At 61.3% G+C, this 24,486-nt stretch carries 15 protein-coding genes; 5 read left to right on the top strand and 10 right to left on the bottom strand.

The features are described from left to right. Window positions 1–160: 160 nt before the first annotated feature. Window positions 161–2,428, top strand: coding sequence for an autotransporter outer membrane beta-barrel domain-containing protein (locus HX873_RS13950; RefSeq protein ID WP_177122812.1), 2,268 nt, complete (start codon window positions 161–163; stop codon window positions 2,426–2,428). A gap of 67 nt (window positions 2,429–2,495) precedes the next feature. Here HX873_RS13950 and HX873_RS13955 read toward each other — a convergent pair whose 3' ends face one another. From HX873_RS13955 to HX873_RS13985, 7 genes are all read right to left on the bottom strand, one after another. Further along, complete coding sequence (locus tag HX873_RS13955) at window positions 2,496–6,362, bottom strand: Ig-like domain-containing protein (protein WP_177122813.1); 3,867 nt, start codon at window positions 6,360–6,362, stop codon at window positions 2,496–2,498. A 125-nt stretch (window positions 6,363–6,487) separates the two neighbouring features. After that, window positions 6,488–7,087, bottom strand: a complete 600-nt coding sequence (locus HX873_RS13960; protein WP_177021201.1) for a LysE family translocator — start codon at window positions 7,085–7,087, stop codon at window positions 6,488–6,490. Between the two features lie 187 nt (window positions 7,088–7,274). Further along, window positions 7,275–11,465, bottom strand: a complete 4,191-nt coding sequence (locus HX873_RS13965; RefSeq protein WP_177122814.1) for a YncE family protein — start codon at window positions 11,463–11,465, stop codon at window positions 7,275–7,277. A 125-nt stretch (window positions 11,466–11,590) separates the two neighbouring features. Beyond that, the gene (locus HX873_RS13970) at window positions 11,591–12,430 is read right to left on the bottom strand and encodes an AraC family transcriptional regulator (RefSeq protein ID WP_102369235.1); all 840 of its coding nucleotides are present in this window, start codon (window positions 12,428–12,430) and stop codon (window positions 11,591–11,593) included. 82 nt (window positions 12,431–12,512) lie between these two features. Then, complete coding sequence (locus HX873_RS13975) at window positions 12,513–13,154, bottom strand: DUF1345 domain-containing protein (RefSeq protein ID WP_003214055.1); 642 nt, start codon at window positions 13,152–13,154, stop codon at window positions 12,513–12,515. Window positions 13,155–13,197: 43 nt separating this feature from the next. Beyond that, window positions 13,198–16,290: an efflux RND transporter permease subunit gene (locus tag HX873_RS13980; protein WP_003214052.1), complete on the bottom strand. Its 3,093-nt coding sequence runs from the start codon at window positions 16,288–16,290 to the stop codon at window positions 13,198–13,200. 12 nt (window positions 16,291–16,302) lie between these two features. Next, window positions 16,303–17,460 carry an efflux RND transporter periplasmic adaptor subunit gene (locus HX873_RS13985; RefSeq protein ID WP_023658897.1) on the bottom strand — a complete coding sequence of 386 codons (1,158 nt, stop codon included), beginning with the start codon at window positions 17,458–17,460 and terminating at the stop codon, window positions 16,303–16,305. A gap of 306 nt (window positions 17,461–17,766) precedes the next feature. On the opposite strand from HX873_RS13985, the gene HX873_RS13990 reads away from it, so the two are divergent. From HX873_RS13990 to nudC, 4 genes are all read left to right on the top strand, one after another. Continuing rightward, a complete protein-coding gene (locus HX873_RS13990) occupies window positions 17,767–18,468 on the top strand; it encodes a response regulator transcription factor (protein ID WP_008430287.1) in 702 nt (233 codons plus the stop codon). A gap of 3 nt (window positions 18,469–18,471) precedes the next feature. Continuing rightward, entirely contained in the window at window positions 18,472–19,767 is a 1,296-nt protein-coding gene (locus tag HX873_RS13995; RefSeq protein ID WP_003214046.1) for an ATP-binding protein, read from the top strand. Between the two features lie 223 nt (window positions 19,768–19,990). Then, the gene (locus HX873_RS14000; RefSeq protein ID WP_177039755.1) at window positions 19,991–20,803 is read left to right on the top strand and encodes a crotonase/enoyl-CoA hydratase family protein; all 813 of its coding nucleotides are present in this window, start codon (window positions 19,991–19,993) and stop codon (window positions 20,801–20,803) included. 6 nt (window positions 20,804–20,809) lie between these two features. Beyond that, the gene (gene nudC, locus HX873_RS14005; protein WP_177122815.1) at window positions 20,810–21,643 is read left to right on the top strand and encodes an NAD(+) diphosphatase; all 834 of its coding nucleotides are present in this window, start codon (window positions 20,810–20,812) and stop codon (window positions 21,641–21,643) included. On the opposite strand, the gene HX873_RS14010 is transcribed toward nudC, so the two are convergent. The 3 genes from HX873_RS14010 to HX873_RS14020 form a co-directional block, all read right to left on the bottom strand. Beyond that, window positions 21,611–22,390: a TSUP family transporter gene (locus tag HX873_RS14010; protein ID WP_177122816.1), complete on the bottom strand. Its 780-nt coding sequence runs from the start codon at window positions 22,388–22,390 to the stop codon at window positions 21,611–21,613. The two genes, nudC and HX873_RS14010, sit on opposite strands and share 33 nt — an antisense overlap. 288 nt (window positions 22,391–22,678) lie before the next feature. Beyond that, window positions 22,679–23,395 carry a phosphatidylcholine synthase gene (gene pcsA / locus HX873_RS14015; protein ID WP_003208507.1) on the bottom strand — a complete coding sequence of 239 codons (717 nt, stop codon included), beginning with the start codon at window positions 23,393–23,395 and terminating at the stop codon, window positions 22,679–22,681. 148 nt (window positions 23,396–23,543) lie between these two features. Then, the gene (locus tag HX873_RS14020) at window positions 23,544–24,470 is read right to left on the bottom strand and encodes a class I SAM-dependent methyltransferase (protein WP_102369233.1); all 927 of its coding nucleotides are present in this window, start codon (window positions 24,468–24,470) and stop codon (window positions 23,544–23,546) included. Window positions 24,471–24,486 lie beyond the last annotated feature (16 nt).

Here is a 24,486-nt window from a genome sequence, read left to right on the forward strand (position 1 = left end):
ACTGCATTCACTTTCAGCACAGCACCTTGGGATTAGTCCTACAGATGTTGGGAACAGCTCTGGGTACCTTGGGCGCCGCTTGATTGGCAGGGTCCACACGCTTTTCGGAACCGGCCAGTTTTTTTTCCGTAAAGGAACGCCAACCCAGAGGTCCGTAAAGATGTCAGCTCCATTCAATTTCAAACCAACTCCCTTAAGCCTTGCCTTCAAGGCCAAGGCCGTCACACTGCTGATGCTCATGGCGCAGCTGTCCGAAGCGCGTGTCGTGACCGGCCCGGATGAAATGGTGGGGCCTGGCCCGCGCCCTGACACTTTTGAATTGCGTGCAGGTTCCCGCCTGACGGTTCTGGGAGTGCCCACCCTGCAAATCACTGCCAATTCCGCAACCCTGATTGTCAATGCCGGCAGCAGCACCCGGGACATTGCCGCAATCAACTCCGACATCCGCATCGATGGTTCGGACGTCATTGCGCGGGATTCGGGAAGGGCCGGGGTTCATGTCACGGGCAGCAACGTGCTGATCACCAACAGCAACGTTACCCACAACAACGGAACCGGGCTGGCAGCGGCCCGTTCCCTGGGCGCCACCAATGGTTCCAGCGTCACGGTCGTCAACAGTCACATCACCGGCAGCACCCGCGGTGCCTCGGCCAGTGCCCACAGTGTGCTGGACCTGACCGATTCGCGTGTCGAGGCGACCGCAGATGATGGCGTGGGTATCGAACTGTTCAATGGCCAGGCCCGTGCGTTCAATACCAGCATCGTTGGTGGAGACATTGGCGTGAAGATGGGCGTGGATAACGACCCGACTTTGGCCAGCAGCCTGATCCTCGACCGCTCGAGCGTCGAGGGCAAGACCGGTTCGGCGATTCAGGTCGGCTCGTTCCGGCCCGGGGAATCCACCCTTGCTGATATTCATGTACTCAATGGCTCCACGCTGACCGGCGCAAACGGTGTGCTGCTGGAAGTCATGAACGGCGCCACCGCCAACATGAACGTCGACCGCAGCTTCCTGGTCGGTGACGTGGTGGTCGAAGACGGCAGCACCGCCAGGTTGCAGCTCAACAATGGCTCCTGGCTCACCGGCAAACTGCAGAACGTCGCCGAGTTGAGCGTCAATTCAGCGTCCCACTGGATGCTGGTGGATGACAGTTCAGTCGGCGACCTGATCATGGGCGGCGGCACCGTGCACTTTGGCGGCGCCGATGAGTTCTTCCAGTTGGACGTCAACAGCCTGTCGGGTGACGGCAGCTATGTGATGCACACCGACTTCAGCACCGGCCAGACCGACTTGCTCAACGTCAACGGGGTTGCCACGGGCAACCACAGCCTGCTGTTGGCGGCGACCGGCTCCGAGTTGGCGAGTGCCTTGCCGATTCGTGTGGTGCACACCGAAGGTGGCGATGCGCACTTCTCGCTGGACGGCGACACCGTGGATGTGGGCGCCTATTCCTACGGGCTGAAGAAGGAAGACACCGACTGGTACCTCGATCCTAACCGTCGTGGCACCAGCAACAGCACCAAAACCGTGATGGCGTTGTTCAACACGGCCCCCACCGTGCTGTACGGCGAGATGTCCCTGCTGCGTACCCGCATGGGTGAACTGCGCTTCAGCGACGGCCAGAGCAACGGGTTCTGGATGCGTGGCTACGGCAACAAATACGAGGTAGCCGGGAACAAGGACGGTGGTGGCTACACGCAAAACCAGCGTGGCCTGAGCCTGGGGGCCGATGCGCCATTGTCGGGCGGAGATGGCCAGTGGATGGCCGGTGTCATGGCGGGTCACAGCACGTCCGACATCAGCGCCAACACTTCCGGCAGCGGCAAGGTCAACAGCTACTACCTGGGGGGGTATGCCACCTGGATCGACGACGAGAGCGGGCTGTACTTCGACGGCGTGGTCAAGCTCAACCGCTTGCACAACGAGGTCAACGTGACCATGAGCGACGGCAAGCGTGCCAAGGGCAACTACACGCAGAATGCCGTGAGCGCATCGGCGGAAGTCGGCCGGCATATCAAGCTCGACGATGGTTACTTTGTAGAACCGTACTCGCAACTGAGCACAGCGATTATCCAGGCGCAAAGTTACGAGCTGGACAATGGCCTGCAGGCCAAGGGTGATCGCACCGCCTCCGTGGTGGGCAAGCTCGGCGTGACAGGCGGCAAGAATATCCAGCTGGAGAGCGGCGGGGTGCTGCAGCCCTACCTGCGTACAGCGTTGGCCCATGAGTTCAACCACAGCAACAAGGTCAAGGTGAACGACCAGCGCTTCAACAACGATGTGTTCGGTTCGCGTATCGAAGTGGCAGCGGGCGTGGCGATGTCGGTGTCGAAGAACGTCAAGCTGCACGCTGATATTGAACATGCCCAAGGCAAGAAGGTGGATCAGCCGTGGGGGGTTAATGTGGGAGTGCGTTACGATTTCTAGGAAACAGGGATAAAGAAAAAAGGAAGCCGAGGCTTCCTTTTTTTGTGGGGTTACGTATCTTGATTTTTTAATAGGGAGTCATACACCACACTGACATGTTGTAATGCCCGCGAACGGCTACCCAGCGTAGCGGTCCGGTTCCCATCGTTATGTAGTTATACCAATCACCGTTGAATGAACAAAGTCCATACTCTCTGAGTCTTGGAGGAGGGTTGTATATAGAGCTTAACGCGTAAATTATCGATCCATTTCCGCTGTTGCCTATTACAAGTGGGCGTCCTCCTATTGAGTTCATCCAGTTAATAGCAGCAGTAGGAGACTGGTGTGTTTCATTGACTTGTAGTTGGAAGATGTTAGAGACAACGACCGTATAGGACCGCGAAATATTATTTCTGTCTCTCGCGGTGATCGTGGCCGTACCATTACGATTGCCTGTTACTTTTCCCGTGGTTGAGTGTACCGAAGCAATAGTAGGTGCGCTGGACGCATAGGAATAAGAACCAACCCCTCCGCTGGCTACTCGTGTCTGCGTATTGCCCGCCCAATCCCTTCCGGTTGCGGGCCAGTTGGTGAGCACCCTTGTACCGTTCAAGTTCATTTGACTCTGATCAATCCTCAGCGAAGTGATTACCGTATAGGTCGCAGTGGGGAACGTAATGGCCGTGGATTCAACGCTGCTGCCATCAAACGTTACCTTGCACGTTACGGTGATGATGCTGTTGTTAGGCAGCCCGTCCAGCCATGTGCGCAGTACCGCCTTGTTCACCAAGCCGGTCGATACTTCTCCCGCCAGCAGGCTGTAGTTTGTCAGCACATTCAACGGCGCGCTGCCCGCCCTGGTCAGTTGCACCCAGACCTTCTGGCCCGTTGCGGCCAAAGGCCAAGGGGCAACACTCAAGGTGGCATTGGTGCTGAAGTTATTGAGGTTCAACTCACCGCCTGCAGGGACACCATTGATCAGCGGCCGAGGCAGCGCCGAGGACGGAACACGGTTGACGGTCAGCTTCTGTGTTTCTGACGGGACAGTAGTCGTCCCTATCGTCGCCATATAACGGAGCTCGATCAATTTGCCCGCGCTGTTGGCGAGGATGTCCCGGCTGATCTGAAAGTCGACGCGCTTATTGGTGTTACCGTTCTGCGCCGGGATGGTCGCCATGGTGCCGTTCGGGTAAATCCACTCGAGGGCGATGCGGTGGGCCGCGGTCATTTCGTTATAGGCCACCGCCACATAGGCGTTGTTCTGCCAGTCCTGTGGGTCGATGGTCAAGGTGGCGCCTTGCAGGTTGGCAAAGGCCGGGCGCGGCAATGTGGCGGGGATCGACTGGATAATATGCTCGCGTACACCAAACAATACTGCGGTGTTTTTATCAGTGCTTTCGGCCAGGCTGACCCAGAAGCGAATGGTCAGGTGCGACTCGTTCCTGAGGCCTTGCAGCTCCGCCAACGGTATGGGTTGCGAGACACCCAGGGTGGCGCTTTCTCCAACGGGGGCGGCGATAAAAGTGTCCAGGTTGAACGCACTGCCGTCGGTGTTGGTACCCGTGTATTGCAGCCACATGAACTGCTCTTCAAAGGCCAAAGGCCAGGCCGCCACACGGATGCGGGCTTGAGCGACGAGCTCGTTCGTCGGCAGGATCACGCTGTTGCCGACCCCGTCGATGGTTGGTGTGGGTAAGCCACTCAACGGCAGCAGGTCCAGGTTCAGAGTATCCGACTCATGGAGAAACCCGCTGCGGGTAAAACTGTATTGCACACTGATGCGGTTACGCTCGTTGCGAATGCCCTTGGCAATGGTACGGGCCTCTATCGGCACACCCACTTCATTGGTGTCGGGGTTGCCCCAACCCGTTTCGACGGTGCTGCCCAGCAGATCGGCCGTCACCCATTTCACTGAAAACGATTCGCTCTCGCGCATGCGCCGGTATTTCACCAGCACCGTTGCACCCGATTGAGCCGCCAGCGGGTCAAGCCGGTCAGGGTACTGCTCGGCTTCCACGACTTCAGGCGCATCCAGTTCCACGCCACGACCCACGGTCAGGAGGGTTGTAAACGAGCGCAAGGTGAGTTTCGGCAGCGGGGTTTCGCGTTCCAAGCTGTAGGTGATGCGCAGTTGGCCATCGAAGTTGTTATCCAGCACTGCACGGCTGACCTGCAGTACCAGTGGCTGGCCCTGTGTCGCACCGTTGATCGTCACCGAACCGCTGGCGGAACCGCCTGTGCCCGTGCCCACAATGTTCCATTGGATATGGTCGCGGCTCCTGGTTGCCGTATAGGGTAGCGTCAGCAGCACGCTGTCGCCCACTACGTCAACCGGGTCAACGTTGTCGTCAATCGCGCCCTGCAGGGTGGGGGCAGGCATGGTTTCGAGGCGTTCGTCGATGCGTACTGTCAGCACCCGTGATTTGCGTTCAATCAGCGCACCGTAGGCATGCAACTGGGCATCCGCGCCGTCGTCGACAAGGTAATACACTGCGACGTCACCCAGCCCCTTGAATTGTTGAAGCGCTTCACTGGGCACGCGGCGAGTGCCGCCCTGGTCTCCGGCCAGTTGCGGGTCGGAATAGCGAATTCCACCGCCCCCTGGAACAATTTGCTCGATGACCAGGGTTTCCAGCGAGTCGTAGGCGTGGGGCTGGTAGGACGGGATGCTGATAAACGCATCATCGTCCGGGTTGATCAGGCCCAACTCGCTCGGGGTCACGGTCACTGCCGGCATCGAGGTCGGTGTACCCACCACCGTCACGGTGACACTGCCAGACTGCCCGAGGTGCCCACCGGTGGCGGTGTGCCAGACGAATGAAGCCCTGAACGAGCCGCCGATGACGCGCTCGATCAAATCGCGGTCCACCGGGAAGATCTCTTCCCGACCGTTCCTGACTTCGACAGGATCAAGCACCAGTTCTTCGATCGTGCCGTCCGCCAGTGTGGCCGTCAGGGTAATCGTGACCTGGTTTGGGGGCAGCGGGGCCGGTGTCACCCGTGGGGTCTGCAACAGGATTTCGAACAGTGAATTACTTTGCGTGTCGTAATCGATTTGCCGGCTTTCCGCGTCATCCACCAGGAAAAACGGCGCGCTCATCAAGCTGGGATCCAGTTCGGCGACCAGTCCATACGGCTTGGAGTACTGGTATTTTTCCCCTGAGTAATTCTGAACCACATCGAACACCCTGAAGCGCAGGGTGAGTGCGCCGTTGAGGCCGCCCTTGAGAATATTTTCCTTGCTGATAAATACCCTGATCGGCTGGATACCGCCAGCCTCGGCGGCCGTGACCAGGTGCCTGATCTCAATTCCGTCCCAATAGAACTCAATGGTGTCGTTCTTGCGCACGTTCGGATAGGGCGCAATCACGGCGTATAACCCGCGACTGATCGTGTCCATGTTGATCGTGCTGCTTTCGGGCAAGCCGTCGACACTCAGGCTGAGTTTACTGTGCCATTTGTCGTCACCATTGTTCTCAATCCCGCCGGGACGGGTGGTCTTGATCAATATGCTTTGCGGCGGCGAGGTGCTTTCCTGGCCGCTGCCTGCGCGCACTACCCGCGCGCGCACTTGCACTTCACCTTCAGGCATGCGTTCGGCGATGACGTACATGCCATAACGATCCTGGTCCATCTCGACGACACCAGATGCCTGAAGATCGTTATTGAGGTACAACTCAAAGGCGTCGAAGATGGCCCAGGTGTGCCATTTTTCCAGGACGAAATACGCATAGGGCTGAACATGCCGAATGCCCAGGCCATAGGCGTAAGGTTCATCGGGATACCGGTCAAGCGAGACCGGCGGGAACGCCGAATAGGGCGGGGCCAGGTCTTCAGCCGTGATCACCGGCAGGAGCGCGGGCTCAAGGAGGGCCAGGGGGCTGTCGGAAACAGGTACACCTGGGTCTTCAATGACCGAGGCATTGTCATCGGGGTCGATCGGTTGGTTGGGCATGCTGACCACTCCTTGCTGGAAGTCACGCACAGCGCTGGCTGTGCATATAGGCAAGGGAAATCAAACACCCGCAGCCCCGATAGCGGATAGCTGTGAAAACTGACAGTGCCGACGAACGGTTGTGTCTACACCCAGACGCTCAGCCAGCTTGAGACCAGCAACAACACCGCCATGCAGCGGTTGAACCGTTGCATGGCCTTGGGCGAGCGAAACACCCGGCTGCTTCCAACCCCCAGCAATGCCCACGCGCCGAGGCACGGCAAGGCGATCACAAAGAACGCCAGCGACAGGTACAGCACATGGCTCTGGCGTTCATCGCCATTGCCGGCAAACACGCTCACCACCGCCAGGGCCATCATCCAGGTCTTGGGGTTGACCAGTTGCAGGCTGGCGGCGCCGGCCAGGCCCAAGGGTTTTTGCACGGCAGCCGGGTCGATTGACTCGGCGGGGGCGCTGAAAATCTGCCAGGAAAGGTAGCTGAGCCAGGCGACCCCCAGCCATTGCATCGCTGCCTGCACCCGGGGCCAGTGCGCCAGCGACTGGCCAACGCCGGAGCCTACCAGCAGCACAATCCCCGCCGCCCCCGCGCATGCGCCCAGCACGATAGGCAGTGCGGCTTTGAAGCCATACCGTGCGCTGTTACTCAGCACCAGGATATTGGTGGGGCCAGGGGTAATGGAGGCTACAAAAGCGAATAAAAGGAAGGGCAACAGGGTAGGGAACATGGTGGGGCGACTCCGTAGGTGGGGCGATGGAGTCGATGGTTGCAGGGGCGTGGTGGCGTGTCTGGAAGGTTTGAGCAGGGGCGTGCGGACACGGGAGGGGATAGTAGCGGGAGAGTTATAGGGGACAAAAAAAGGGACAAGTCCATGATTTAGATGGACCTGTCCCGGTTATACCTCGGTTAGTTAATCAATAACGCATGACGTAGAGTCCTTGCGAGTCACTGTCGGTGAAATAAGCTTTTGAACCGTTTGGTAGTACTGCAATATTGCCAGATCCAAACTCAATGTCCACGGGTACAGTCGCTATAAGCCTGTCCGTATTTGTGTCAAATATGTTGAAGACCCTGTACCCTGCCGTATAGGCATGAGGAAGTACCGGGTTGACTGCAACCGACCTTCCCCATCCCGCCCCAATCACGGTCACCAAACTGTTGGTGTTGGTGTTTATTATCGCCAAGCCATCAGCTCTCGCCAAATAGAGGCGAGGGGTGTTGGTACTTAAAGCCATGGGCCCAATCACTCCCTGAATGACAGTTACAACACTATTGTTTGCAGTATTGATAACAGTCGTATCAACCGCGTTGAAACCGCCGCCATAGGTCGTAAGATAGGCACGCGTATTATTAGGTGAGCGGGCGATGAAGTAAGACTGACCCGCTATTTGAGCTATCCGATTGCCGGTGGCGGCGTCGTAAGTATAAGCACCGGTCCTCGAAGTAACATATAGCCGAGTGCCTGCAGTATTGATCGCCAAGTCCTGTGCATTTTCGGTGGCATAGGTCGCAACTCTGGCAAAGGAGGTTGTACTGATTACCGCTATGCCGGTGTGGACCAGATCCAGGTAGAGTCTTGATCCGTCCGGGTGAATTGCAAGGTGCCCACTGGACTGAATGTCATACGAAGCCGAGTGAATAATGGCGTCCGTTGCTGTGTCGATAACGTAAATCGCAGTTCTACCACCCCCGCCAACAGCGACATAAACGCGGCGCCCGTCAGGGCTGACGACGACCCCCCTTGATGAGTGAAGGAGGGTAGGAATAAATTTGACCTCCGCTAGCCATGTCACGGTATAGGTACTTTGCAGGAGCGGGATGGCTTTTGACTCATCGTCACTGCCGTCATAGGTCACTTTGCAGGTCACCGTGAACGTAGTGTTTTTCCCCAGGCTTGCCAGCCAGCTGCGGGAGACAGCTTGGTTGGTGATGCCGTTGGCCGCTTGAGCAGCAGTAACGGCGTGTGCCCTCAGCACCGACAAAGGTTCTACACCTGCCGCCTCCAGCGTGATCCATACACGTTGACCTTGCTTGCTCAATTCCCATTTGGCTACAGAGGCGTGTGCATCCCCGGTGAACGCCTGGAGGTCCAGGGTCGTGCCGCTGTTCATGTTATTGATTCGCGGTTGTGGCGGTCTTCCCGCCGGGATCCTGGCCACTGTCAATACCTGCGTTTCTGAAGGCACCGGGCTGCCATTGATGGTGGCGACATAGCGCAACTCAATGGTTTTGCCGACGCTGTCTGCCAGCACTTCATTGGTAATGACGAAATCCACACGACCGCCGTCCAGGCCGTCCTTGGCGCCAATATCCGCAACACCGCCATCCGGGAAAATCCATTGCAACCGGATGGAATGGCTTGGATTCATGCCGCCATACGCCACCGTGACACTGGCGTTGTCTACGTGGTCCAGCGGCTGAATGGTCAGCGTTGCCCCGGGCTGGTCGTTGAACCGTGGGTGCGGCAGCACGGCGGGCAGGGTTTGCACACGGTGTTCACGCACGCCAAACAGCACGGCGGTGTTCTTGTCGGGGCTTTCTGCCAGGCTGACCCAGAAGCGGATGGTCAGGTGCGAGCCATCCATCAAGCGCTGCAGTTTGTCCACTGGCGCGGGTGGCGAGATACCGTTGGCGGCACCGTTTTCGGTGACCAGGTTGGCGGTGTAGGTGTCCTCGCGGTACGGGCTGCCGTCGGCAAACGTGCCCTCCCAACTCATCCACATAAACTGCCCGGCATCGATAAACGGCCAGACGGATACACGGGCGCGGGCCTGGTCATTGAGTTTCGACAGGTCGAGCAGGGTGCTGTCGCCAATGCCGTCGATCGTCGGTGTGGGCAGCCCGGTAAGGGGAAGCAGGTGCAGGTCGACAGTGTCCGAAGGGTACGGAAAGGCGCCACGGTTGAAGTGGTATTGCACGCTGATCTGGTTGCCACCGGGGCGAATACCCCTGGCGATGGTGCGCGCCGGGATGGTCACGAATACTTCGTTGGTGGACGGGTTGCCCAGGGTGTACTCGGTGGCACTGCCCAGCCCGTCGCGGCTCAACCAGTCGACCTTGATCTGGTCGGTGGCCTGCATCGGCCGGTATCTCACGATGACCTTGGCGCCGCTCAATGCGGCCAGGGGGTTGAGTGCGTCGGGGAACAGGGTGGCGCCGTCGATAACCGGACGGTCCAGTTGCACGCCGCGGCCCACGGTCAGGTTGAGCACCTCGGAGCGCAATACCAGGCGTGGCGGGCCGCTGCGTTCGAGGCTATAGGTAATGCGCAGGCTGCCATTATTGTTGTTGTCGAGGATCGCCCGGCTCACCGGGAAAACCAGGGGCTTGCCTGCCGTGCCGCCGTTGATGCGCACAACGCCACTGGCCGAGCCGTCAAGGCCGGAGCCGATGGCGTTCCAGTGGATCAGGTCACCTTCTTCGGTCTGCCCGTGCGGGGCGGGCAAGGTCAGGGGCAGGGTCAGCAGCAAGGTGGGCGTGGTCACATGGCTGGGGTCGATGTTGTTGCCCAGGGCGCCTTCCAGGTGTGCAGTCGGCATGTTGCCGATGCGCTCACCCACGTGGGCGAACAGCTCGCGAGACTTGCGAATGGTCAATGCGTTGCCGTCCAGGACGTGTCCGGCGCCATCGTTGACCAGGTAATAAAATGCGATGTCGCCCACGCCTTCAAACTGTTTCAGGTGCTCTTTGCTGACGTAGCGCGTGCCGCCCTGGGCGCCCGCCAGTTGTTCTTCCTCGTAGTCTTCGCCGCCGCCGCCCGGGCGGATATGTTCAATCACCAGGGTTTCCAGCCAGTCCGGGTTGTGGGGTTCGTAGAAGGGGATCTGCACGGTGATGTCCTGATCGGGCTCGATCAGCCCCACCTCGATCGGTGCGACCGTCACTGCCGGCATCGCCACCGGCGTGCCCACCACGCTGACGGAGGTACTGCCGGATTGCTCCACGCGGCCGTCGTTTTTCAGCCACTGGAACGAGACCCGGAAGGACCCGCCCACCAGTTGTTCGATAATCTCGCGGTCGACGGTGACAAATTCAACGCTGAGGTTTCTGTCCACCACCGGGGCCAAGGGGAACACCTGGGTCGAACCGTCGCCCAGGGTACCGAACAAGGTCACCGCCAATTGGTGCCGCGGCAGGGGCGCCGGGGTTTGCCGAGGCACCGTCACCAGCACTTCGAAGGTTGCCTCGCTCTGGGTATCGAAGTCGATCTGGGTCGCCTCTTCGCCATCCACCAGGAAGATCGGTGCAGAAAGCAGGTTCGGATCCAGCTCGCTGTCCAGGAAGTAGGGTTTGGAATACTGGTATTTATCCCCGGAGAAGTTTTGCACCACGTCCGAGACCCGGAACCGCAGGGTCAGCTTGCCGAAATGCCCCCCCTGCAAAATGATGTCCCTGGAGACAAAGACGCGAATCGGCCCTGAACCCGCGACTTCGGCCGGGCTGACGATATGCGTGACTAAAACCCCATCCCACGACAGCTCGATCTGGTCATTCTGGCGCAGGTTTTCATAGCGCTGGATCAGGCACCAGACCCCGCTGTTGGCATTATCTATATTAACGGTGGAGCCCTCAGGCAGGCCTTCCACCGTCATCACCAGGCCCGGGTGCCATTTGCTGCCGGGGTCGTTATCGCGGCCACCGGGGCGGGTGGTCTTGATCAGGATGGTTTGCAGCGGCGACGTACTCTCCTGGCCGCTGCCGGCCCGCACTACGCGGCCGTATATCTGGACGTCGCCTTCGGGGATGAATTCTTCGGGGACGAACAAGTCGTAACGGTCCCGGTCTTCAAGCGCAATATCGGCGGCGACTGCATTGACCAGGTCGTTGAGGTAGAGGGCGTAGAAGTCGTAATTGAAGTTGAACCAGCGTTCGAAGGTCCACTGGGCAAAGGGGCGCACGTGGCGGATGCCCAGGCCGTAGACCCCTCTTTCAGGATACAGCGTGGCATCCAGCGGGACCGACGGATAGGCTGACTTGGGTGGGTCGAGGTCTTCGACGCGGCGCGACGCCAGGCCTGACGATGGGTTATGCAGCACGAGGGCGTTGCCGGGCGGGTTGTTGTCGCCCAGCGGCGCATTATCCGGGGCTATGGGAAAATTGGGCATGGACAGGCTTCCTTGAATGAGGCGCGGCCCTGAGTGGCCGACTGCTGACAAGAAGATCAAACACCTATCGGGGGGCGTGGCGAACCTGTGAGAATTGACAGTGCCGACGAGTGGTGGTGGCGCAGCTAGCGCTGCAAAACGCTTGAACACCGCTTGCGATACGCCGCCGGCGTCAGGCCATACGCCCTCACGAACCAGCGCCCCAGGTGACTCTGGTCGGCAAAGCCCAGGGCAATCGCTACGTCGGCGGGTTGCTTGCCGTTGGCCAGCCAATGCCGGGCGCGGGCCAGGCGCAGTTGCACCAGGTAGGCATGGGGCGGCAGGCCGAAGGCGCTCTTGAAGGCGCGGGTAAGGCGAAAGCGATCGACGCCGCAGGCCCGCGCCAGTTCATCCATGCCCACATCTTGCTGCAGGTGCGCATGCAGGTATTCCCGGGCCTTGTGCGCCACCCGTGGCAGGCGAGGGTCTTCATGGTAGCGGGTGCGCCAGTGCAGTTGCGCAGTGAGGCGTTCGAGCAGTTGGTCCATCGCCTGTTGCCGCACGATGCGCAGTTCACCTCCGTGCAAGGTCTGGAAGGCCCGGCTGGTGGCCAGGGCCAGGCGCGGGTCGCTGGCCAGGGTACTGGCAAACCCCAGCTGGCTGTCGAGCGGCGCTTCTTCGAACACTGCGCTGACTTCCCGCGCCAACCACTGCGGGTCGAGGTAAAGCATGTGGTAGGTAAAACCGTCCGCCGTGGGCGCGTCGCCGTCGTGCAGCTCGCCGGGCTCCACCAGGAACACCTGGCCGGGCACGCTGTTATGGCGGGTGCGCCGGCAGTTGAACTGCTGCACACCTTGTTCCGTGACGCCCACCAGGTAGCTGTCGTGCCAGTGCGGGTCGTAGGCGTGGCCCTCGAAATGCGCGCGCAGGGTCTCGATGCCGGTGTCGGCGTCCTGAGCCAGGTCGATCCAGTTGTGGGCGGCCATAAAATACCTATGGGGTGGAACACTGCAAGAGCGAACAAGCTCGCTCCTGCAGGGGCTTAGCGTCTAGAAGGTTTGTGCAGCTTCATCCAAACAATCCGGCGGCGATGTTGATCGAGAACCCCAGGATCGCCGTGTTGAACAGAAACCCGATCAACGATTGCCCCAGCACCACCTTGCGCATGGTACGCGTGGCAACCCCGACATCCGCCGTTTGCACCGCCACGCCGATGGTGAACGAGAAGTACAGGAAGTCCCAGTAATTGGGCGTGCGTAAATCCTCGGCAAAGCGCAGTGCCGGCTCGGGGCCGTCCCAGGTGTAATACAGGCGCGCATAGTGCACGCTGAAAATCACCCCGATCAGCAGCCATGAGCCAACCACCGTCAGGCCGGTGAAGCCGTAATGCAACAGGCGCTGGCTATCGCTCAGGTCCTTGGTGCCCACCAGGTTCAGGGTGATGGTCGCCAGGCTGGCAATCGCCGCAATGCACACCATGAACAACACCAGGCCGGCGTTTTCGTCCTCGATCTCGGCGATGCGTTTTACGTCGTCGGCCCGGGAATGGCTGGTGAGCCACAGCATCAGCACCAGGTAGGTCCAGACCCCGGCGTTCCAGCCGATGAGGATTTTGCTGATGATCGTGTCGGCGGGAGCCAGGAGCCCCACCGCCAGGCCCAGGACGGCGGCGGAGGACAGGCGAGGGTGGGTGCGTGCGAGGAAGGGCATGGCGCTCACAAATCAGGGATGTGTAAGCACCATAGCGCATTTATTACGTGTGGCGCTTGCGCACCAGCTTCATGACCACGACGAAGAACACCGGCACAAACACCACCGCCAGCGTCGCGGTAATCATCCCGCCGATCACCCCGGTACCGATGGCCTGCTGGCTGGCCGAGCTGGCGCCCGTGGCAATCGCCAACGGCACCACGCCGAGGATGAACGCCAGGGACGTCATGATGATCGGCCGCAGGCGCAGGCGTGCGGCTTTCAACGTGGCGTCGATCAGGTCTTCACCCTGGTCATACAGGTCCTTGGCAAACTCGATGATCAGGATCGCGTTCTTCGCCGACAGCCCAATGATGGTAATCAGGCCGACCTTGAAGAACACATCGTTGGGCATCCCGCGCAAGCTTACGGCCAATACCGCGCCGAGCACGCCGAGGGGCACCACCAGCAGCACCGAGGTCGGAATCGACCAGCTCTCATACAGCGCCGCCAGGCACAGGAACACGATCAGCAGCGACAAACCGAGCAGCAGCGGTGCCTGGGAGCCGGACAAGCGTTCCTGCAACGACAGGCCAGTCCATTCCTGGCCCAGGCCGGCGGGCAGTTGGCTGACCAGGCGCTGGATTTCCTCCATCGCCTCGCCGGTACTGTGGCCCGGTGCCGATTCACCGGAAATCGCGATGGCCGGGTAGCCGTTGTAGCGGGTCAACTGGGCGGGGCCCTGAATCCAGCGCGCCTCGACGAAGGCCGACAGCGGCACCATCTTCCCGGCATTGTTGCGCACATGGATCTTCATCAGGTCGGCCACCTGGCTGCGCTGATCACCTTCGGCCTGCACCACCACCCGCTGCATGCGGCCCTGGTTGGGGAAGTCGTTGATATAGGCCGAACCGATGGCCGAGGACAGCACATTGCCGATATCGGCAAAGGAGATGCCCAGGGCATTGGCTTGCTTGCGGTCCACCTCAAGCTGTACTTGCGGAGCTTCGGCCAGGGCGCTTTCACGCACGTTGGCCAGGATCGGGCTTTTCTCGGCAGCGGCCAGCAGTTCGGTGCGGGCCTCCATCAACGCGGCATGGCCGACGCCACCACGGTCCTGCAGGCGGAACTCGAAACCACTGGAGGTGCCAAGGCCATCCACCGGCGGTGGCAGGATTGCATAGGCAATCGCGTCCTTCAGCTCACTGAAAGCCGCGTTGGCACGGTCCGCAATGGCCGCGGCGGAATCCTTGCTGCTGCGCTCCGACCAGTCCTTGAGCGTGGTAAACGCCAGCGCGGCGTTCTGCCCCGAACCGGAGAAGCTGAAACCCATGATCATCGTGGTATCGCCCACGCCTGGCTCGCCGGCGTTGTGTGCCTCGATCTGCTCTGCGACCTGCACCGTGCGGTTTTTGCTGGCACCCGGCGGCAGCTGGATATCGGTGATGGTGTAGCCTTGGTCTTCCACCGGCAGGAAGGACGAGGGCAGGCGGGCGAACAGCACCCCAAGCCCCACCACCAGCACCAGATAGATCAACAGGTAACGCCCGCTGCGCTTGAGGGCGTAGGCCACCCAGCCTTCATAGCGGTCGGTGAACTGCTCGAAGCGCCGGTTGAACCAGCCGAAGAACCCGCCTTTCTCATGGTGCTCGCCCTTGGCAATCGGCTTGAGCAAGGTCGCGCACAGGGCCGGGGTCAAGGTCAGGGCGAGGAATGCCGAGAACAGGATCGAGGTGGCCATCGACAACGAGAATTGCTGATAGATCACGCCCACCGAACCCGGCATGAACGCCATCGGCAGGAACACCGCCACCAGCACCAGGGTGATACCGACAATTGCCCCGGTAATCTGGCCCATGGCCTTGCGCGTGGCCTCCTTGGGCGACAGGCCCTCGGTGACCATGATCCGCTCGACGTTCTCCACCACCACAATCGCATCGTCCACCAAAATGCCGATGGCCAGCACCATGCCGAACATGGTCAGCACGTTGATCGAGAAACCCAGCAACAGCATCGTCGCAAAGGTGCCCATCAGCGCGATGGGCACTACCAGCGTCGGGATCAATGTGTAGCGGATGTTTTGCAGGAACAGGAACATCACCGCAAACACCAGCAACATCGCTTCGCCCAGGGTGTACACCACCTTGGTGATCGAGACCTTCACGAACGGCGAGGTGTCGTACGGAATTTTGTATTCGACGTTGGCCGGGAAGTAGCGCGCCAGTTCGTCCATCTTCGCCCGCACCAGGGTTGCGGTGCTCAAGGCGTTGGCGCCCGGTGACAGCTGCACGCTGACGGCGGTGGACGGCTTGCCGTTCAGGCGGGTGGAGAACTGGTATTCCTGGCTGCCGATTTCCACCCGCGCCACGTCACCGACGCGCACGGTGGAACCGTCCGGGTTGGCCTTGAGCACGATGTCGGCAAATTCGGCCGGGGTCGACAGTTGGCCTTTCACCAGGATCGACGCGGTGATTTCCTGGGTCTTGGTGCCCGGCAAATCGCCGATGCTGCCGGCCGACACTTGGGCGTTCTGCGCCGCAATCGCCGCGTTGACGTCGGCCGGGGTCAGGTTGAAGCCGATCAGCTTCTGCGGGTCGATCCAGATGCGCATTGCGCGTTCGGCGCCGTACAGCTGGGCCTTGCCCACACCGTCCAGGCGCTTGAGTTCGTTCATCACGTTGCGCGCCAGGTAATCGCTGAGCGCCACGTCATCGAGCTTGCCGTCACTGGAGGTCAGGGTCACCAGCAGCAGGAAGCCGGCGGAGACTTTCTCCACCTGCAAGCCTTGCTGCGTCACGGCTTGGGGCAGGCGCGGCTCCACCGCCTTGAGGCGGTTTTGCACGTCAACCTGGGCCATCTCCGGGTCGGTGCCCGGCTGAAAGGTGGCGGTGATGGTGGCCGAACCGAGGCTGCTCTGGGATTCGAAATACAGCAGGTGATCGGCGCCGTTAAGCTCCTGCTCGATCAGGCTGACCACGCTTTCGTCCAGGGTTTGCGCGGAGGCACCCGGGTACACCGCATAGATCTCGACTTTTGGCGGCGCGACGTTGGGGTACTGCGCGACTGGCAACTGCGGGATGGCGAGGGCGCCGGCCAGCAGGATAAACAGGGCGACCACCCAAGCGAAGATCGGGCGGTCAATAAAGAACTGCGGCATGTTTAACGATCCTTATTGGCCGGATGCCTGGGCGATGGGCGCGGGGCTGTCGTCGACCTGGACTTTCTCGCCAGGGCGGGCGTGTTGCAGGCCTTCGACGACGATACGGTCACCGGCCTTCAGGCCGCGGGTCACCACCCAGCGGTCATTGACCACCGAACCCAGTTCTACCGGCTGCTGGCTCACGGTTTGCTCGGCGTCCAGCAGCAACACCATCGGGATCCCGGCGCTGTCGCGGGTGATCGCCCGTTGCGGCACGCTGATGCCTTGCTGGTCGACGGCTTGCTCCAGGCGCACGCGGATAAAGCTGCCGGGCAGCAGGTCGAGGTCCGGGTTGGGGAACTCGCTGCGCAAGATGATCTGCCCGGTGCCCGGGTCGACGCTGATCTCGGCGAACAGCAACTTGCCCGGCAGCGGATACAGGCTGCCGTCATCCTGGATCAGCGTGGCCTTGGCCTGGTCCTGGCCGACTTGCTTCAAGTGCCCGGCGCGAAAGGCCCGGCGCAGGTCGTTCAGCTCGCGGGTGGATTGGGTCAGGTCGGCGTGGATCGGGTCCAGTTGCTGGATCAGCGCCATCGGTGTGGCTTCGTTCTGGCCCACCAGCGCACCTTCGGTCACCAGCGCACGGCCAATCCGACCGGAAATCGGCGCAGTCACGGTGGCATAACCCAGGTTCAATTTGGCGCGCTGCACGGCGGCCTGGTTGGCGGCCACATCGGCGGCGGTTTGCCGGGCGGCGGCGCGGGCGTTGTCGTATTCCTGGCCGCTGATGGCGTTGCCTTCCACCAGTTGGCTGTAGCGCTGCTCTTGCAGGCGCGCCTGGAATGCATTGGCCTCGGCCTTGCGCAGGCTGGCCTGGGCGCTGTCGAGGTCGGCCTTGAACGGCGCCGGGTCAATCCGGAACAGCACATCGCCCTGTTTGACGTCATGGCCTTCCTTGAACACCCGTTGCAACACCACGCCGGCCACCCGGGCGCGCACTTCGGCGATGCGTGGCGCGGCAATCCGTCCGCTCAACTCGCTGGTGATGGACAGGGGCTTGGCTTCCAGGGTTTCGATCCGCACCTTGGCCAGCGGCGCCTCGGCGGCGTCGTCCGCCGACTTGCCACACGCGCTCAACGCCAGTGTCAGGGCCAACAGGCAAAACGGCGCAAACAGATTCTTCGACATGCTCATATCCCAATATTGACTGGCGCATCCTACGGGCGCCCCCCGCCACAGTGCTGTGAAGCTCTGTAGGTGGTGTGTGAAGAAATGTAAGGTGCGACCCACAGATGCACGCGGGCGTATATCCTTCATAACCGCCGAACCTTACACGATCTTCCTGATACCGAAGATCAAATGTGGGAGCGGGCTTGCTCGCGAAGGCGGTGTGTCAGTCGCCGTGTGCGTTAACTGAAACACCGCTTTCGCGAGCAAGCCCGCTCCCACATTGGATTTGCGTACTACTCAGAAATTGTATTATTTGGAAATACCATGCCCAACATTCTTCTGGTGGAAGACGACGCCGCGCTCTCCGAATTGATCGCCAGTTACCTGGAACGCAACGGCTATCACGTCAGCGTGCTCAGCCGTGGCGACCACGTGCGTGAGCGTGCGCGGCTCAACCCGCCGGACCTGGTGATCCTCGACCTGATGCTGCCGGGCCTCGACGGCCTGCAGGTCTGCCGGTTGCTGCGGGCCGACTCGGCCACGCTGCCGATCCTGATGCTGACCGCCCGCGACGACAGCCACGACCAGGTGTTGGGCCTGGAAATGGGCGCCGACGACTACGTCACCAAACCCTGCGAGCCGCGGGTATTGCTGGCGCGGGTGCGAACCTTGCTGCGCCGCAGCAGCCTCACCGAACCCCAGGTGGCCAACGACCAGATCCTGATGGGCAACCTGTGCATCGACCTGTCGGAACGCACCGTGACCTGGCGCGGCCAGCCGGTTGAGCTGTCCAGCGGTGAATACAACCTGCTGGTGGTGCTGGCCCGGCACGCCGGCGAAGTGCTCAGCCGCGACCAGATCCTGCAACGCCTGCGCGGCATCGAGTTCAACGGCACCGACCGTTCGGTGGACGTGGCGATTTCCAAGCTGCGGCGCAAGTTCGACGACCACGCGGGCGAGGCGCGCAAGATCAAGACGGTGTGGGGCAAGGGCTACCTGTTCAGCCGTTCCGAGTGGGAATGCTGAGCCATGTTTCGCGTCCTGATTCGGCTGTACCTGATCACCATCGTCACCTTCGCCGCCGCGATTTACCTGGTGCCCCGGGCGGTGATCCAGCTGTTTGAACACCGTTACATGAACTACAACATCGAGCAGTCCCGAGGCATGCAGAGCCTGATCGTCAAGGAGTATCGACGGGTGCCGATGGAGCAGTGGGCCAATGTCACCGTGCGACTGTCGGCGGATTTCGCGCCGCTGAAGGTGCAACTGCTGCGTATCCAGGACGCCAGCTACACCCCTGAAGAACAGCGCCTGCTGGAAAAAGACCAGATGGTGATTCGCCTGGGCGAGTGGGGCTGGGCGGACGACGTCAGCTCGGCCCTGGACGACCAGTTGGTGGTCAAGGTCTCGGTACCGCCGGACCCGCTGGACATGAACCTGCTGTACTGGAGCATGAACGTGCTGATCGGCGCGGCGCTGCTGGCATGCCTGCTGTTCTGGCTGCGGCCCCACTGGCGCGACCTGGAGCGCCTGAAAAGCACCGCCGCGCAACTCGGCCAGGGCAACCTTGCGGCCCGCACAAAAATCCCGCCCAGCTCCAACATCGGCAGCCTGGCGGCGGTGTTCGACACCATGGCCAACGACATCGAACAGCTGCTCAACCAGCAACGCGACTTGCTCAATGCCGTCTCCCATGAACTGCGTACGCCGCTGACGCGCCTGGACTTCGGCCTGGCCCTGGCGCTGTCCGACGACCTCCCGGCGGCCAGCCGTGAGCGGCTGCAAGGGTTGGTGGCGCACATTCGCGAGCTGGATGAGCTGGTGCTGGAGCTGCTCTCCTACAGCCGTTTGCAAAACCCGGCGCAAACACCCGAGCGGGTGGAAGTGGTGCTGGATGAGTTCATCGACAGCATCCTGGGCAGCGTCGACGACGAACTGGAAAACCCGGATATCGTGATGGACGTGGTGCTGGACTGCGCCGTGGAACGCTTCACCCTGGACCCGCGCCTGACCGCCCGGGCCCTGCAAAACCTGCTGCGCAACGCCATGCGGTATTGCGAGCGGCGAATTCAGGTGGGGGTGAAGGTGTGTCCCAGGGGGTGCGAGATTTGCGTGGATGATGACGGTATTGGCATTCCGGTTGACCAGCGGGAGCGGATTTTCGAGCCGTTCTACCGGCTGGATCGCAGCCGGGATCGAGCCACTGGCGGTTTTGGCCTGGGATTGGCCATCAGCCGGCGGGCGCTGGAGGCGCAGGGCGGAACATTGACGGCCCAGGCTTCGCCATTGGGTGGTGCACGCTTCCGCCTCTGGCTGCCGAGTTAAAGAACACCACAAAACCATTGTGGGAGCTGGCTTGCCTGCGATGGCGGTGGGTCAGCTTGCATCTTTGCTAACTGATACACCGCCATCGCAGGCAAGCCAGCTCCCACATTTGATCTTCATCGTTCTTCAGTCCCGAATTTGGCATTTGCACAGCCTTACCACCTCACGCGGTGCCTTGTTATAGTTCGGCCCCTATTCCAGCCGCCAGTCAAGGATCACTGCCATGTCCGAATACCAAGCCTTTGTCGTCGAACTCAGCGGCAACGTCGCCCATGTGCAGCTCAATCGCCCGGAAAAGATCAACGCGATGAACGCGGCGTTCTGGACCGAGATCATCGACATCTTCCAATGGGTCGAAGACACCGACGCGGTGCGTGCCGTAGTCATCAGCGGCGCCGGCAAGCATTTCTCCTCCGGCATCGACCTGATGATGCTGGCCTCGGTCGCCAACGAGTTCGGCAAGGACGTGGGCCGCAACGCGCGCCTGCTGCGGCGCAAGATCCTCGAACTGCAAGCTTCCTTCAACGCCGTCGACAACTGCCGCAAGCCGGTACTCGCGGCGATCCATGGCTACTGCATCGGCGGCGCCATCGACCTGATCAGCGCCTGTGACATGCGCTACGCCGCCGAAGATGCGCAATTCTCCATCAAGGAAATCGACATCGGCATGGCCGCCGACGTCGGCACCCTGCAACGCCTGCCGCGCATCGTCGGCGACGGCATGCTGCGCGAGCTGGCCTACACCGGCCGCCAGTTCGGTGCCGAAGAGGCGCGCAGCATCGGCCTGGTGAATCGGGTGTACAGCGATCACCAGAGCCTGCTGGCCGGCGTGCTGGAAATCGCCCGGGAAATCGCCGCCAAATCGCCGATCGCGGTCACCGGCACCAAGGCGATGATCAGCTACATGCGTGACCACACGATCAATGACGGTTTGGAATACGTTGCCACCTGGAACTCAGCTATGTTGCAATCCAACGACCTGCGCGTGGCCATCGCGGCCCATATGAGCAAGCAGAAACCCGACTTCGTGGATTGACTGAACATGACCCCAGGCTGGATTACCACAACGCTGCTGGACAATGACGCCCCGGGCGGCTGGGCCGTGGCCCGCAGCCGTGAAGGCTTTTTACACGACCAGAACGGCCCGCTGTTTCCCCGGGAATGGCTCAAGCGCCAGGACCTCTCGGTGTTCGCCGAGCATGGCATCGGCCACCTGGACGGCGAGCCGGTGTACCTGCTGGAACTCAATAGCCCCGCCGACGTGCCGGGCTGCGGCTGGCAGGGCCTGCGGGCATTCATGCTGCAGGGCGATCACATGCTGTACAAAGTCCTGGGCTACGCCGCGCAAATCGGCACCTGGGCCCGGGAGCATCGTTTTTGCGGCAGTTGCGGCCAGGCGATGGTGCAGGTGCCGCGGGAGCGGGCGATGTTCTGCCAGGCCTGTGACCTGCGCAGCTACCCGCGGATCTCGCCGAGCATGATCGTGTTGGTGACCCGTGGCGACGAGATCCTGCTGGCCCGTTCGCCGCGCTTTGTCACGGGGGTCTACAGCACCCTGGCGGGGTTTGCCGAGCCGGGCGAGTCGGCCGAGGACTGCCTGATTCGCGAAGTGCGTGAAGAAGTGCAGGTGGAGGTCAAGAACATCCAGTACATGGGCAGCCAGTGCTGGCCGTTCCCGCACTCGATGATGCTGGGCTTTCACGCCGAGTACGCCGGCGGCGACATTGTGCCCCAGGCTGACGAGATCGAAGACGCGCAGTGGTTCAACATCCATGAACTGCCGCCGTTGCCGGCGTCGCGCTCGATTGCGCGCTACCTGATCGACCTCTACCTGGCTCGTCGCCTAGGTCACGCTGAACCAGTGCTGCCAGGCTAGGCGCACCGTCAGGCCGAGCACCACGGTGATGAACACCGGGCGAATGAACTTGGCGCCGCCGCTGATGGCGCTGCGTGCGCCAAAAAAAGCGCCGCACATCACCGACACGCCCATGCACAGGCCGACAATCCAGTCTACCGAGCCATTGAAAATGAACACCGTCAGCGCCGCCGCGTTGCTGACGAAGTTCATGCTGCGCGCCACGCCGCTGGCCTTTACCAGGTCGATGGGGTGCAACAGCATGGTACTCACGGTCCAGAACGCCCCGGTGCCCGGGCCGGCGACGCCGTCGTAGAAACCCAGGCCAAAGCCCTGGGTGGACTGCCATTTCTTCTTGATCGGTGCGTCGTTGTCCAGCGCCGCCTTGGGCGTGCCGCCGAACAGCAAATACAAACCGCAGCCGAACACAATCACCGGGAGCATCTTGTTCAGGGTTTCTGCCGGCAGGTAATGGGCCACGACCGCGCCGGTGAGTGCACCGACCAGGGTGCCGAGGATGGCGTGCACCCACTGGCGCGGATGAAACAGCTTGCGCCGGTAGAAGGTAAAGCTGGCAGTGGCCGAGCCGAAGGTGGAACTGAGCTTGTTGGTGCCCAGCACCAGGTGGGGCGGCATGCCGGCGGTCAGCAGGGCGGGCGTGGTGAGCAGGCCGCCACCGCCGGCGATGGCGTCGATGAAACCGGCGATAAAGGCAACCACGGCGAGGATCGCCAAGGTGGTGAGGTCAACGCTGAGTTCGAAAGGCATGGGCAAGACTTAGTCGGCAGGGCGCAGCAAGGGCTGCGCGAAAGGCCGGTATCTTACCGATTAGCGTGGGGGCCTGCGACTATGATCGTTCCCACGCTCTGCGTGGGAATGCCGCCTTGGACGCTCCGCGTCCTGCTGCCGCAAGGGTGACGCAGAGCGTCACGGGATGCATGCCCAATGTGGGAGCGGGCTTGCTCGCGAATGCGCAGTGTCAGTCACTGGATAGAGTGGCTGATCCACCGCCTTCGCGAGCAAGCCCGCTCCCACATTTCAACCGTGCCCGCTTGGCTATTTATGTGTTTCGACCCACTCCAGTGCGGTCCGCCAGATGCAGATCCCCAGGAAGTACGCCGACATCAGCAACCACAGGCCCAGGGTCAGGCGATTGGTGTACGGGAAGTCAATCACCAGCAGCAGGCTGCACAGCAACCAGATGGTGGTCACGGCAATATTGATCGGCATGAAGCGCTTGACCCGGAACGGGTGCAGGAACTTCATCGGCGTCACGGTCAGCAACGCCAGACCGATCACGGTGAGCAAGGTGACCCAGGCTTCCGGCTGGATGATATAGACGCACAGCGCCACCACGTTCCATGCGGCGGGGAAGCCGACGAAGTAGTTGTCCTTGCTCTTCATGTTGACGTTGCAGAAGCAGAACAGCGACGACACCAGAATCACCGACACCGTAAACAACGGGGTGAAGTCCGGCAGGGCGATATAGCGATAGATAAACAGCGCCGGAATAAACACGTACGTCAGGTAATCAATCACCAGGTCCAATACCGAGCCATCGAAGCTTGGCAGCACTGTTTGCACATTCACCCGTCGCGCGAGAGAGCCGTCGACCCCATCGACGATCAAGGCCAGGCCCAGCCACAGCAGGCAAGCCTTGGGCTGGTTGTCGAGCAGTGCCAGGGTGGCCAGGAAGGCCAGCACCACGCCGGTGGCGGTAAAACCATGGGCGCCCCAGGCCTTGAGACGGGCTACATGCAGGGTCGATATCACAGGGGCGTTCTCCAAAAGGTGAAACAGGGCAGCCGACGGGGTAGCACCGTCGAATCTGGCCAGAGTGTGCAGGTATCGACCGGGAAGGGTGGGATAAGGTTCACCACCCGGCGTAGGTTAAGCGTAGCAAGCGCAGGACGTTTCGGCATCAGCCTTGGCGAAACACCAGTGCCTTTAATCCGCTTTGCGGGTCGATATCGGGGAATTCCGGCGGGTTTTCCAGCCGCTGGTCAAAGCGCAGGCCAGGCGCTTCGCGGGTTACGCCGTCGATCAGGAAGTCTTCGCCGAACGCCGGGTCGTTCATGCACGCCAGCACCGTACCCTGGGCCGTGAGCAAATCCGGCAGGCGACGCAGCACCCGCTGGTAGTCCTTGGTCAAAAGGAAACTGCCTTTCTGGAACGAGGGCGGGTCGATGATCACCAGGTCGTACGGGCCGCTGTTGGTGACCTTGGCCCACGACTTGAACAGGTCGTGGCCGAGGAACGTCACCTTGCTCAGGTCGTGGCCGTTCAGGCGGTGATTGTCACGACCACGGCTCAGGGCGCCTCGGGCCATGTCCAGGTTCACCACATGCTCGGCGCCGCCTTCGATGGCCGCCACGGAGAAACCACAGGTGTAGGCGAACAGGTTCAGCACCCGCAGGCCATGAGCCTGTTCGCGTACCCAGTTGCGGCCGTAACGCATGTCGAGGAACAGCCCACTGTTCTGCTTTTTGCCCAGGTCGATCAGGTAGCGCAGGCCGCCTTCGGTGATGGTCAGTTCGTCGACCACCTCGCCCAGCAGCCATTCGGTGGTGCTTTGCGGCAGGTAGCGGTGTTGCAGCGCCACGGTATGGGCGCCGAATGACCGCCAGTCGATCTGCACCAGCATCTGCTTCAAGGCCTCAAGCTCCGCGGCTTCAGGCTCCTTGAACAGCGAGACCAGCACCACGCCTTGCAGCCAGTCCACTGTCAGTTGCTCCAGGCCCGGCCAGCAGCGGCCACGCCCGTGAAACAGGCGCCGGGTCTCGGCGGGGACGGTTTGCAGGGCGTTCAGCAAATGGGTGTGCAGGGTGGCGAGTGCGTCTGGGTTCATCGGGCAACGTCGGTCA

Source organism: Pseudomonas sp. P7758 (genome assembly GCF_013386485.1).
Classification (GTDB): Bacteria; Pseudomonadota; Gammaproteobacteria; order Pseudomonadales; family Pseudomonadaceae; genus Aquipseudomonas.